Origin of the sequence: Paenirhizobium daejeonense (genome assembly GCF_014280875.1) — a bacterium.
GTDB lineage: Bacteria > Pseudomonadota > Alphaproteobacteria > Rhizobiales > Rhizobiaceae > Allorhizobium > Allorhizobium daejeonense.
Genome location: NZ_JACLAL010000011.1, coordinates 1 through 12137 on the forward strand (window position 1 = coordinate 1; position 12137 = coordinate 12137).

Consider the following 12137-nt stretch of genomic DNA (forward strand, 5'->3'; position numbering starts at 1 on the left):
GTCCGACGTCCACGACGATGCCCGCACCTTCATGGCCGAGGATCGCCGGGAACAGGCCTTCCGGATCCGCGCCCGACAGCGTGAAATCGTCGGTATGGCAGATCCCCGTCGCCTTCACCTCGATCAAAACCTCCCCGGCACGAGGGCCTTCGAGCTCCACTTCAGTCACGACCAAGGGTTTTCCGGCCTGAACAGCCAGAGCAGCGCGTGTGCGCATGGATTGCCTCCCGAATGCTTGTATGATGCCGACCTTCTCCGGCCTTGGGTGCAGATTACAAACGCGCCAAGCGAAGTGACAATTGCGACCTTAGTGTGTGTATCAGCCCTTTTGGCATCGCCGTTGGTAGTCCTATACTGACCTTCGTCAGGGAGGACATCGTCATGAAGATCGCACGCCTCGCGCTGTTTCTGGCGCTCGTGCCGGCTATCGCCGGAGCGGCGGATTTTTCAGATCCGGACTGGCCATGCATCCAGCGCAAGGTCGAAAACCTGTCGCCGGGGCTGATGTGGCCGAATCCCGTGACCAGATCGGCCCTGCCTCCGGAAGCCGCCGATCTCGCCTCCATGCTGGCTCTGCGCCGGGTGAGCCTGGAAGAGGCTGAGACGCAAGTCCGAGCCTTCATGGACAAGACCCCGACCGCCGATGCGCAATTGCTCGGCAACATCTTCTACGATGCCTTCGACAAGCTCGCGGACGACCGCCACCGCCTGATCACCGGCATCGCACGCTATTCCCGCAACCAGATCGCACTATCAAAGAAGATCGACAACAGCCGGACCGAAATGGCGAAGCTGACTGCAGAGAACAACCAGGACTTCGATCGCATCGACAAGCTGGAGGAACAGATCGACTGGGACGAACGCATCTACAAGGATCGGTCACAGGCGTTGACCCATGTCTGCGAAACACCCGTCATCATAGAAAAACGTGCCTACGCCATCGCCCAACTCCTGTTGAAGCAGGTCCCGCACTGACACGTGCCGCTTAAGAAGCGGCGCCCTATTCCCATTCGAGTTCGGTATAGGCAGCAGTCGCATTGCGAGGATTGTAAAGATCGAACAGCGCCCACTTTCGCGCTTCGCTTTTGCCTATGCTGTGGGATGCTTCCCCGAGAGGCACGCCGGAATGAACAGCGGCGCGCGTATCCTCCTCAAGCACCTCCAGATAATGCGCCAATGCTTCAGCGCCGGTCGGCCAGTCCAGCACTGGACCGCCATGCCCCGGCACGGCACGGACGGCCTTGATCCGGGTAAGTTCGCCCAGCACGGAGCGCCAGCCCTTGAGCGAACCATCAAGTGCCGGGGCATGCTCGTCGAACAGCAGGTCTCCGGCGACCAGCGTGGCGGTTTGACGGTCGAAAACCGTGAGATCACTTGAAGTATGGGCTGTCGGCCAAGCCTCGAGTTCGATAACGCGGTCGCCGAGGTCGATCGTCTCGATGTCGGACACCACCCGGTCCGGTGCAATGATATGGCTTCCGAGAAAAGGGGGATATCCGATCAGCCTCATAAAGCTGGTCCGGTAGCTATCAGCGCGCTCGGCCAGCGCTCGAGGCAAGTTTTGCTGCCCGATGATCACCGCCCCGGCTTCGCGCAATGGCTCGGCACCAAAGACGTGGTCGGGATGTACATGGGTCAGGATCAGATGGGATATCGGCAAAGGTGTCCGTTCGCGAACTGCGAGATAGACATCCTCCCCCACCTGTCGGGAACCTCCAGCGTCGATGACCGCCACACCTTGCCTTCCCACGATAAACACGATGTTGGAAACGTCGCCGGCATTACGCCCATCAGGCTCCGCAACCACTCCGCGATGGACAAACAGGCCCGGTGCCACTTCTGTGAATTGCAGTTTTGACTTGGGACGTGGCGCGCAAAAGGGTTCGGTCAGCGAGAAACCGGAAAGCCATGACGCGGGCCGATGCTTCAGCCCTTCCTCGCACTCTACCTTTCTCTCCGCCGCATGCCCCGGCAGCAAGGCCATACGGCACAGTTGTCCGGCGGAGGCCACGCCTGTCGCCTCCACGGCGGACATCAGACACAGGGAAACAAAAGCCTCGAACATCAGCCAATCCCGCGTTGGTGAAAGACATTTCCCACGAAGCCTGCGTCCATGCCGACAGCCTCACAACACATCCGAAAGGCTCGGTTTTTCAGGCATCCGACATGGCATATGATGCCCCGCATGAGTGCCCGGGTATTGCGTCACCAACATTGAGGGGGACATCGCACCCATGAGACAAGCACTTGCAGCTCTCTCGCTTCTGCTCTCGGCCGGCATCGCACTAGCTGATGATCCGCCTGTCAATCCGATCGTCGAAAGCGCCACCTGGAATGACATCCTCGGTGACATCGTGGGCGACACTCCGCTCCTCGACGGCGCAAGCCTGCTGACGCTCCTAGCCCCCTATCGCGCCGATGATGCGGCAACCGTGCCGATCACTATCGAACAGACGGGTGTGAAGGATGTTCCCATTTCATCGATCAAGCTGGTCATCGATGAAAACCCGTCCCCGGTCGCCGCCGAAATCCGTTTCGGCCCCTCGATGATGCCGTTGAAATTCGAAACGCGGGTTCGCGTGAACCAGTATTCCAACATCAGGGTGATAGCCACGACCCCGAACGCCAGCTATATGACCGGCCGCTTCGTCAAGGCTTCCGGCGGCTGCTCGGCCCCGGCAACCAAGGATCCGGCCGCAGCACTGAAGGGTATTGGCGAAATGCGGCTGAGAAGCTTCGATTCGGCGGACGCCGCCCCGGCGGTTCCGCGGGAAGCCCAGATCATGATCCGACATCCGAATTATTCGGGCCTTCAGCGAGACCAGATCACCCAACTCTTTATCGGCGCCCATTTCATCACCGAACTGGAAGTGAGGCAGGGCAAGGAACTGTTGTTTGCCCTGCAGGGCGGAATATCGATCAGCGAAAACCCGACTTTCCGTTTTACCTATATCGACAACGGTTCGCCAGAACTTACCGTTCATGCAGTCGATACAGAGGGCAACGTTTTCGACAGAGTTCTGCCGAAGCGTCCACCGGCCTGATCGGCAACTGAGCTAGAAGCAACGCATCTCCGCCTCGGCCTGAGCTCGCCTCAGCTCCGTGACCATCCCGCGCGGAACGACGGCGCTTTTGAACATCGAAAGCTGCTCGCCGGCACCCTGTTGCAATGTCAGAACGGTCTCGGCCTCGACATATTTCTCGTAGGGCAGGATGGAAGCGATCACATCGATCGAGCAAGCGCATTGTCTGAGGACGTTCCGGTTCTCGCCGTTGGCGGCCATGCAGCCGAAGACGTAATCGGCGCGCGCCTCCGTCGGATAATCGTTCAGCCGCTCGGGCAGGCTTTGCCCCACCGCAGGCACACCGAAAGCCGACACCAGGAGAAGGCAGGCGGCCAACCACTTCATGGCCGGGCCTCGCCCTTGTCCGTCAGCGTGATCACGTTGCGATAACCTGCATCCTCCGGCCCCTGCCCCTCTGGAACGTTTGCCTCCAGCGAATAGAGCCAGCCGGGCACCTGTTCCGAAACCGTGATGGAGAGCGCCAGCTCGGCAAAACGTCCCATCTTGCTCCGCGCCTTGTCCTTTTCGAGCGGACGCAGCGTTACCTTCTGTGCGGCGATGTCGCGATCCCCGAGATGCACGGAAACCGGCACGACCTCCGCATCCTTCATCAAGGCCTCCTTGATGCGGTTACGGATGTAATAAGGGCTTCCGCCGGACTGCGCGGCGACATCCGACAATGTGCTTTCGAGGAAATACATGATGAGCGGATTGCCCACCGAAGCCGGGAAATTGCCGAGCGACCGCATCCGGGGACCTTGCCGCAGGATCAGCGCGACATTGTCGTCGGCAGAGAGTTGCAGGCCGATATTGTCGTTATCGGGGGCCTCGCCCTTCTTTCCCGACAAAAGCACCCGATCGTAAAGTAGGGCATCCGGCGGCTCTTTTCCGGCACTCACAGGAGCCGGAACGTGAAGGCCGGAAAGCCCGCCCTTGTGAAAGAGAAGATCGTAGGTTCCGGCCGCCGATGCTGTCGCGGCAGAGCCGAGCATCGCGAGAAGAAGCACGAAAAGACGCATTGCAAGCCTCCCTTTTTTGAAGAGCCTAATGCCGCCGCGCTTGCCCCGTCACCGCAGACATTGGTCGGTATTGGGAGCCATATGGATGTAACCCCCTGATCGCGGTCACGCCACCCGCGCCCGCGTTTTCCAGTCGATCAGCGCCCTCAGCCGCACAAGCTGAACCGGTTTGTTCAGCACGGCGAAGGACATCTCATCCGCCTGCGACTGAAAATCGCGATGCCGGTTGGCGGAAATGATGATGGCCGGGATCTCACAACCGGCAAGCGCTCTGAGCGTTCGGATCGTCTCGATGCCATTGTCGTCCTCATCGAGCTGGTAGTCGGCAAGTACGATGTCAGGCGGTGTCCCGATGTCCTGCATCAGGGAGATCGCTTCGAGCGTCGAGCCGGCCGCAAGCACGCTCGCGCCCCAGCCCTCGAGCTTCTGCGTCATCGCATGCAGTTCGTCCGCATCGTTTTCCACCACCATGACGATCAGGTCCAGATCCCCCGTGGGAGCAGCTTCCACCACCGGGTTTTCATAGACTGTGACATGGCCGGGCGCTGCAAGAGGCACTTCGATCGAGAACATGGAGCCCACTCCCGGACGCGACACCAGCCGGACCGGATGATCGAGATGACGGCAGGCCCTCTCCACGATCGAAAGTCCGAGACCCATGCCGGTACCCTTGCCTCCCCCGCCACGGGTGAATTCCTTGAACACCCGCGCCTGGTCCGTTTCCGATATGCCGATCCCGGTGTCCCATACCTCGATGCGCAGGCGCGTACCCGCAAGCCGGCAGCCGACCAGCACCCTGCCGCGCTCGGTATACTGGATCGCGTTGACCACGAGATTCTGCACCGAGCGCATCAGATAGCGCTGATCGCTCGTCACCCAGCGGCTCGATGGAACAATGCGGAGCTCGATCCCCTTTTCCGCGGCAAGCGGAGCGAGATCCTCGCTCAGCCCCTGCAGCATGTTCCCCATGGAGAAGGAGGTGATGTTGAACTCGGCGCCGGAACTGTCCAGCCGGGAAATATCGAGCAGCGCCTGCAGCAGGGTTTCGATCGAGGTGAAGGAGCGATTGAGACGATTGACGACCTCCCTCGCATCCCCTTCCTCAACCTTCTCCGTCAGGGTCGAGAGATAGAGCTTGGCGGCATTTATCGGCTGCAGGAGATCATGGCTGGCCGCCGCCAGGAACCGCGTCTTGGACACGTGCGCGGCCTCTGCCGCTTCCTTGGCAAGCCGCAGGGCTCCCTCGATCTTCGTCTGCTCCGCGGCATGCACCTGCAATTGCCGGTTCGCCTCGGTCAGCTCGGCCGTGCGCTCCGTGACCCGCCGCTCGAGCAGGGCCGCAGCCTCCGTTTCCGCCGTTACGTCCATCAGGGAGACGATGAAACCATCGTCCGGCAGGCTGTGCAGCCGCATGTCGAGCCGCATTCCGTCGCGTCGGCGAAAATGCTGCTGCACTGTCTCTCCCCGTCGCAACGCCTTGAACCAGCGCGCCAGTTCGGGCCGACGTGATTTTCGGTCAACGGTCTCATGGCGCTCGATATGTTCGAGAATCCGCTGAAACGATGTGCCCTTCTTCAAAAGGGGCAAAGGCAGGCCAAGCAGCGCGCTGAAACGTTCGTTATGCACGAGGAGTTCGCCATACGAGGAGAAAGTACAAACTCCAAGCGACATGTGGTCGAAAGCGGCCTGCAGCAGATGGGCCTGCTGGTCGATCAGGCGGTCCTTCTCCCGCCTGTTCTCCCGCACCAGATCGGTAATCTCCGTCTGCAGGACGGCTATGTTGCCGGATGAAGTCTGGCGGCAGGAAATCTGGAACCAGCGGTCATTGCGCAAGGCGATGACGAAAGAGGAAAAGCCGTTGCCCGACGCCTCTGTCAAACCGCTCGCCGCCGACGGTCGCACGGCCTTCACTCCGACATCTTCCTCGCCTGATAGCGATCTGCTGGCTTCGACCGCCCGGAGATAATCGTCGAAGGCAAGGCCGGGCTTTATCAGGGGTTCCACATCGGGTAGAAGCCGCCGAAACTGTGTGTTGCAGACCTGCAGCCGGTCCTCTGAAAAGAGGGCAAAGCCCCCCTCCATGGCGACCATGGCATCGGCAAGGTTGCGCTGCATTCGCTCCTGGGTCTGGTAGGCGATTTCCAGCTCGCTCGACGCCCGGCCCAGCGTATCCAGCGCCTTTTCCAGATCCTTGGTCTTCTCCCACACCTTGGCCTGCAGCGTGATGGCCGACTGGAACAGGGAATAGGCCGTGCCGCCCACCTCATGACCACGCTCGGCGCGGTTGATCAGCGCCTCGATGATCCGCGCCTGCTTGGCGATCTGGACTGCGGGAGGATCGCTCGGATCGATCACGGCACCGCCCCCCTTCTCGGCCTGAAGAAGGCGACGCCGACGAAGGTCTGGTTCACATGCACGCCGAGATGCTGCTCGCCATAGGTGCTGAAGCCGACCACCCGGTGCTGTCGAAACCGTTCCGATGCTTCGTCGGCCAATCCCTTGCGTTCGATCTCCAGCTTCCTGAGATAACAGTCGAAACCGAGGATGAAATCGGGCTCGGCGCCCTGGTCGTCGGTCACCGTCAGTCCGCTGTCGAGGGTGCGGATGATTTCCTTGCCCCGCCCCAGCGTCAGGAGCAGCCCGTCGTCGATCGCCGACAGGAAGGTCAGACCATTTTCGCCGTAGATCTGCTGGATGGCGCGGACATGATAGAGGTCGCGATTGCGCACCAGTACCGGGTTTTCCGCGAAAATGGCGGGAGAAAGCTCCTTGACAGAAACGCCGACAAGCCGCGCATATTCCTCAGCCGCCGGGGAACCGTTGATCTCCAGAACCAGCCGCTCCTCCGGAACCGCGCGGGTCACGACCATGCGGCTTTCCGTCGGCTGGAAGTGATCGAAACCGAGGCCACGGAAATCGAGGTCCGTTTCCAGCAACAGCAGAAGCGCCGCATTGCTGTGAAACTGGCCGTCGCGCAGAACCTTTGTCTCTTGGAAACGCAGCCCGTCGCCGGCCGAACCGCCGAAGACCGGGATATCAACAAGCCCCGCCTCCAGCGTGGCGACGAGGATATCCTCCTGTTTCGACAGACCGTCCGCAAAGATCAGCGCCAGACGATGACGTCCCGGCGTGATACCGAACTGGGCGGAAAGCCGCTCGGCCTGTGACACCACATCGGCGATGGACAGCGGCGAAATAGGGGAAAACAAGGCTGATGCCACGCGGAAATGACTGCGCTCGAATGCAATGGCGATCAGTGCATCGCTGTCATATCCGCGCGGGGTTATCTGGCCAGCGGTCGTGCAACCGAACACCACAGTCTCTGGCATGATATCGGCAAGTGCGGCTGGCAACGCGTCCGTCGCCAGTCGACAAGGCAGGAACAGCAGGACAAAGCTCGGCCGCGCCGATGACAACTGGCGGCGGATGTCAAGGACAGCCTCCGTGGTATCGCCGGCATGCGACACGGCAATACGCACCGCTTTCGCGGGCCTGTTATCAAGAGCCTCCCGTAACGCAGTCACTCGCCTGCCATCCTCCGCTGGCTGTCCCCACGGGCGAGGTGGTTTGCCGCCGCCATGGCCTCCTATTGAAGGTTATGGCGGATGGAAACCTCCCTCACCAGCATCGCCGCCTGCGTGCGGTTGTGCACGCCAAGCCGCCGCAAGAGCGCGGTGATATGCGCTTTGACGGTCGCTTCCGCGAGTTGCATCTCGTAAGCGATCAGCTTGTTTGGCATGCCCTCGCAAATCAGGCTGAGAATGCGTGTCTGTTGTTGCGAGAGATGGGCGATCTTGCGCGAGATCGTCTCGACGGAACGATCACCTTCCTTCGGACGGGACGGCATGGCATAGCCCGGCGGCACATAGGTCTTGCCGTTCCAGATGTCCGTCATGGCCTCCTGGAACACCTGCCGCCCGGTTTCTTTCGGTATGAACCCCGCCGCGCCAGCGGCAATCACGGATTGCACGACGCCTTCCGTCGTGATCGCCGAAATGACGATCACCGGAACATCCGGCATCTTTTCCTTTATCTTCAGGAAACCGCTCAGGCCCGACGCATCGGGCAAGTTGAGATCCAGAATGACGAGATCCGGCGAAAACCGCATGCGTATTTGATGCAGTGCCTCGCCTAGCGTGGTCGCTGTTCGAACCCGACGGGTATTGAAAATGCTCTCCATCGTCGTCGCAAGAGCATCGCAATAAAGCGGGTGATCATCGATCACCAGCGCCGACTTGATCGAAAGCGACGGTACGGACAGTTCTGCCCGCGACATGGCTTTCCTCCCAAAAATATTCCTTGTTTGGACAACGAAGCGTCTCCACTCCGCTCCGCATATTCATTGGATATATTTCTGCTCCCAAATGTGGCCGGCTCTCCCCAGCACAACCACGCGTATTTTGTTACATAGATTTGCGATGCATGCAATTGCCGAATTCCCGGGCAAATGGTGGGTTCAATTGAGGCAAATTTTCAAAATTACTTATATTTAGGGAGACGTCACGCCAATGCGTGCGCCATCCCGCACGGTTTCGTGACTGTTATTCCCAAACCCGTGAAGCAGCATGTGTTGACCACAAGGTCGCAGGCTCAGAAACGGCTTGCGCGGAACCAGTGTCGACAGTATGTCTACAAATATCAGATTACAACGGAACCGGCTGTCACGATGCCCGCACCTACGACCTCGGACGAAATGATCGAGACGCCCCGCTCCCGTGGCTCCGGTACCCAGACCGTCTATGCCACGCTACGCCAGGAAATTCTGGCGATGACCCTGCCGCCTGGCAGCCCCCTCGACGAGGTTCGGCTCTCGGATCGCTTCGGCATGTCGCGCACGCCGATCCGCGAAGCCCTGCTCCGCCTGTCTTCCGACGGGCTCGTCACCACGCTACCGAACCGTAACACCATCGTTGCGACTATCGATTTCGCCACTCTGCCAACCTATTTCGATGCGCTGACGCTGATGTATCGCGTCACCACTCGCGCCGCCGCCACACGCAAGAACCCGACGATCATGGGCACCATCCGCAAGCACCAGAACGAGTTCGAAGCGGCGGTGAAGGCGCGGGATGCCTATGCGATGATCGAAGCGAACCGCGAATTCCACGTCGCCATCGCCGAACTGGGCGGCAATCCCTACTACACCACCTTCTTTGCCCGTCTTCTGGATGAAGGCCGACGCATTCTCCGGCTCTATTACTCGACCTTCGATGACCGCCTGCCGCTCCAATATGTGCAGGAGCATGAAGACATGATCGCCGCAATCGAAGCGGGAGACGTCGAGCGCTCCGACCGTCTCGCCATTGCCCATGCGGAACAGATCGTGCGCCAGATCCAGGAATACATCGCACGCGACATGAACCACGCCGTGTCGATCGGTAATCTCTGAGACATTTCACCCTATCCGAAACCAGATCAATCCAACCGCAAGAGAATTCTCCGATGCCTGTTCAAACGAAAGCCGATGTCGTCGTCATCGGCGCCGGAATTGTTGGTGCCATGTCGGCCCTTCATCTCCAACAACAGGGCCGCAACGTCGTGATTCTCGACCGCACCGGGCCTGCCGCCGGCGCAAGCGCCGGAAACGCCGGCATTCTGGCTTTCCCGGAAATCATCCCAATCCCGTCTCCCGGCGTGATGTTCAAGGCGCCGAAATGGCTCCTCGACCCGCTCGGCCCGCTCAGCATCCGGCCGGCCTATGCGCTGAAGATTGCACCCTGGCTCTGGCATTTCTGGCGTGCCAGCTCACGCAAGGTCTTCGAACAGGGCATCGTGACACAAGCCGCAATGATGGAGCTTGCCGCCGTCGAAATGGCCCGCATCCGCGCCATTCCGGAGCTTGCCCCCTTTTTCGACAATACCGGTACGCTGGACCTTTATGACAGCGAGGAAAGCTTCGACGCGGCGGCCCATGACTGGCGCGAGAAGGAGAAAGCCGGCTTCGAGTTCCGGCGCGTGAACCGCAAGGAAATCGAGGAATTGCAGCCGGGCCTCGCGCCCCAGTTCCAGCATGCGATGTATTCGGTATCCGGCGTGCAGATCAACGACCCGAAGGAATTCACCCGGGCGGTATGTGCGCAGGCAGAGGCTGCCGGCGCCGCCCTTCGGATCGCCGATGTTACCGACATTGCCGCGACCGGCGACAGCGCAACCATCACGCTCGCCAACGGCGAAACCATTGAAGCCGGAACTGTGGTGCTGGCCGGCGGCGCGTGGTCGAAGAAGCTGACCGCCCGACTTGGCGATCGCGTACCGCTGGACACGGAGCGGGGCTATAATACCACGCTGCCGAGCCAGTCCTTCAATCTGAAGCGACAACTTTATTTCAACGATCACGCCTTCGTCGTGACACCGCTTTCGCACGGCATCCGGGTCGGCGGCGCTGTCGAGCTCGGGGGCCTCGATCTCCCCCCCAACTACAACCGGTCGAAGAGCCTGTTGGCAAAGGCAGGGCGTTTCCTGCCCGAACTGGATACCCGCGGCGGAACTGAATGGATGGGCTTCCGCCCGTCGCTGCCCGATTGCCTGCCGGTTATCGGTTATTCGAAGGCAAGCCGTTCGGTCGTCTATGCCTTCGGCCACGGACATCTGGGACTGACGCAATCGGCCGCCACCGGAAAGCTGGTTTCCGATCTCGTCGCGGGCCGCGCCACGGGTATGTCGCTCGCTCCGTTCCGCCCGGACCGCTTCAACTGACACCCGGCTGCTTGGCACTTCGCCGCACGGCCTGACTGGCCGGGGTGCCACGACCCCGACACGACCATGATATAAAAAGGAACACAAGATGACGCCGAGCACCCCAGCGCCGCGTATTTCCGACGAAGAAAGACGGGCAAGGCTCTCCCGACTGCGCTCAACCATCGAAAAGGCCGGCCTGGGCGGCGTACTGCTCGGGCCGACGGAGAGCCTGCGCTATTTCACCGGCCTTGTCTGGCATGCGAGCGAGCGTCTTCTCGGCGCGCTGGTAACGCCGACGGCGCTTTATTACATCGTGCCAGGCTTCGAGCAGAGCCGGGTCGAAAGCCTGCCGCATCTGCCGGGTGAAATCTGTGTCTGGCAGGAAGAAGAAAGCAGCGCCGCACTCGTCGCCTCGCTTCTCGGCACCGGCAAGAGCCTCGCCGTCGACGATGCCGTCGCGCTCTTCGTCTACCACGCGCTGGCACGCGAACTTGGCGCAGACCGGCTGGTCGATGGCGGTCCGATCATCCGTGGCCAGCGCCTACGGAAATCTCCTGCCGAAATCGCCATCATCCAGTATGTGATGAACCTCACGCTCGACGTGCACAAACGCGCCCACAGCATCCTGAAACCGGGCATTCGCGCTTCCGAAGTCGTCCGCTTTATCGATGACGAACACAGGGCACGCGGCGCCGAGGGCGGCTCCAGCTTCTGCATCGTCTCCTTCGGCGAGGCGACCTCCCTGCCGCACGGCGCGGATGGCGATCAGATCCTGAAATCGGGCGACGTCGTTCTGGTCGACACCGGCTGCCGCATCGACGGCTATCATTCCGACCTCACCCGCACCTACATGCTCGATGAGCCGACCGAGGAATTCACCCGCATCTGGGCGATGGAACGCGAGGCACAGCAGGCAGTATTTGACGCCGCGAAGATCGGAGCGCCCTGCGAAAGCCTCGACGATGCGGCACGCGCCGTGCTCGCCCGCCACGGCCTTGGCCCCGATTACCGCCTGCCCGGTCTGCCCCATCGCGCCGGTCACGGCCTCGGCCTTGAAATTCACGAGGAGCCCTTCATCGTGCGCGGCAATCGCACGGCGCTCGCCGAAGGCATGTGCTTCTCCAACGAGCCGATGATCGTACTTCCCGGCAAGTTCGGAATTCGCCTGGAGGACCATATCCACATGACCGCCACCGGTCCCGAATGGTTCACCGCGCCGGCCAAGGGGCCGAGTGAACCCTTCGCCTGATCGCCGCCGATACCGCTGCCGCCCGACCCCACGGACGGCAGCATCTTTCCCGGCACGAAAATACTTGCGGTTAGCCGTATTGCCTTTTGTCGACAAATTGTATACTGATATATCAGACAAACCCAA

General features: G+C 60.8%; 12 protein-coding genes. 5 read left to right on the forward strand and 7 right to left on the reverse strand.

The features are described from left to right. On the reverse strand, window positions 1-217 hold a 217-nt coding region (locus H4I99_RS21555; protein WP_186663389.1), incomplete at its 3' end, for an alcohol dehydrogenase catalytic domain-containing protein. A 164-nt stretch (window positions 218-381) separates the two neighbouring features. On the opposite strand from H4I99_RS21555, the gene H4I99_RS21560 reads away from it, so the two are divergent. After that, entirely contained in the window at window positions 382-975 is a 594-nt protein-coding gene (locus tag H4I99_RS21560; protein WP_163901370.1) for a hypothetical protein, read from the forward strand. Between the two features lie 25 nt (window positions 976-1000). On the opposite strand, the gene H4I99_RS21565 is transcribed toward H4I99_RS21560, so the two are convergent. Beyond that, on the reverse strand, window positions 1001-2065 hold the full coding sequence (locus H4I99_RS21565) for a quinoprotein relay system zinc metallohydrolase 2 (protein ID WP_163901372.1): 1065 nt from the start codon (window positions 2063-2065) through the stop codon (window positions 1001-1003). Between the two features lie 169 nt (window positions 2066-2234). On the opposite strand from H4I99_RS21565, the gene H4I99_RS21570 reads away from it, so the two are divergent. Then, complete coding sequence (locus H4I99_RS21570) at window positions 2235-3044, forward strand: quinoprotein dehydrogenase-associated SoxYZ-like carrier (protein WP_163901374.1); 810 nt, start codon at window positions 2235-2237, stop codon at window positions 3042-3044. A 12-nt stretch (window positions 3045-3056) separates the two neighbouring features. Here the strand turns inward: H4I99_RS21570 and H4I99_RS21575 are convergent, their stop codons facing one another. The 5 genes from H4I99_RS21575 to H4I99_RS21595 all read right to left on the reverse strand — a co-directional run bounded on the left by H4I99_RS21575 (window position 3057) and on the right by H4I99_RS21595 (window position 8360). Further along, entirely contained in the window at window positions 3057-3410 is a 354-nt protein-coding gene (locus tag H4I99_RS21575) for a hypothetical protein (protein WP_163901376.1), read from the reverse strand. Beyond that, window positions 3407-4084 carry a hypothetical protein gene (locus H4I99_RS21580; RefSeq protein ID WP_163901378.1) on the reverse strand — a complete coding sequence of 226 codons (678 nt, stop codon included), beginning with the start codon at window positions 4082-4084 and terminating at the stop codon, window positions 3407-3409. The genes H4I99_RS21575 and H4I99_RS21580 overlap by 4 nt, the downstream gene beginning before the upstream one ends. 105 nt (window positions 4085-4189) lie before the next feature. Then, window positions 4190-6439 carry a hybrid sensor histidine kinase/response regulator gene (locus H4I99_RS21585; protein ID WP_163901380.1) on the reverse strand — a complete coding sequence of 750 codons (2250 nt, stop codon included), beginning with the start codon at window positions 6437-6439 and terminating at the stop codon, window positions 4190-4192. Beyond that, entirely contained in the window at window positions 6436-7608 is a 1173-nt protein-coding gene (locus tag H4I99_RS21590) for an FIST N-terminal domain-containing protein (protein WP_163901382.1), read from the reverse strand. The genes H4I99_RS21585 and H4I99_RS21590 overlap by 4 nt, the downstream gene beginning before the upstream one ends. Window positions 7609-7670: 62 nt before the next feature. Beyond that, complete coding sequence (locus H4I99_RS21595; protein ID WP_163901384.1) at window positions 7671-8360, reverse strand: response regulator; 690 nt, start codon at window positions 8358-8360, stop codon at window positions 7671-7673. Between the two features lie 390 nt (window positions 8361-8750). Between H4I99_RS21595 and H4I99_RS21600 the strand changes: the two genes are divergently transcribed. From H4I99_RS21600 to H4I99_RS21610, 3 genes are all read left to right on the forward strand, one after another. Then, window positions 8751-9473: a GntR family transcriptional regulator gene (locus H4I99_RS21600; RefSeq protein WP_244625228.1), complete on the forward strand. Its 723-nt coding sequence runs from the start codon at window positions 8751-8753 to the stop codon at window positions 9471-9473. A gap of 53 nt (window positions 9474-9526) precedes the next feature. Beyond that, window positions 9527-10780, forward strand: a complete 1254-nt coding sequence (locus H4I99_RS21605; protein ID WP_163901386.1) for an NAD(P)/FAD-dependent oxidoreductase — start codon at window positions 9527-9529, stop codon at window positions 10778-10780. Between the two features lie 88 nt (window positions 10781-10868). Further along, on the forward strand, window positions 10869-12011 hold the full coding sequence (locus H4I99_RS21610; RefSeq protein WP_163901387.1) for a M24 family metallopeptidase: 1143 nt from the start codon (window positions 10869-10871) through the stop codon (window positions 12009-12011). Window positions 12012-12137: the final 126 nt, after the last annotated feature.

Coding starts and splice junctions, on each gene's coding strand:
- H4I99_RS21560 (WP_163901370.1), top strand. CDS start 382: ATGAAGATCGCACGCCTCGCGCTGTTTCTGGCGCTCGTGCCGGCTATC.
- H4I99_RS21565 (WP_163901372.1), bottom strand. CDS start 2,065: ATGTTCGAGGCTTTTGTTTCCCTGTGTCTGATGTCCGCCGTGGAGGCG.
- H4I99_RS21570 (WP_163901374.1), top strand. CDS start 2,235: ATGAGACAAGCACTTGCAGCTCTCTCGCTTCTGCTCTCGGCCGGCATC.
- H4I99_RS21575 (WP_163901376.1), bottom strand. CDS start 3,410: ATGAAGTGGTTGGCCGCCTGCCTTCTCCTGGTGTCGGCTTTCGGTGTG.
- H4I99_RS21580 (WP_163901378.1), bottom strand. CDS start 4,084: ATGCGTCTTTTCGTGCTTCTTCTCGCGATGCTCGGCTCTGCCGCGACA.
- H4I99_RS21595 (WP_163901384.1), bottom strand. CDS start 8,360: ATGTCGCGGGCAGAACTGTCCGTACCGTCGCTTTCGATCAAGTCGGCG.
- H4I99_RS21600 (WP_244625228.1), top strand. CDS start 8,751: ATGCCCGCACCTACGACCTCGGACGAAATGATCGAGACGCCCCGCTCC.
- H4I99_RS21605 (WP_163901386.1), top strand. CDS start 9,527: ATGCCTGTTCAAACGAAAGCCGATGTCGTCGTCATCGGCGCCGGAATT.
- H4I99_RS21610 (WP_163901387.1), top strand. CDS start 10,869: ATGACGCCGAGCACCCCAGCGCCGCGTATTTCCGACGAAGAAAGACGG.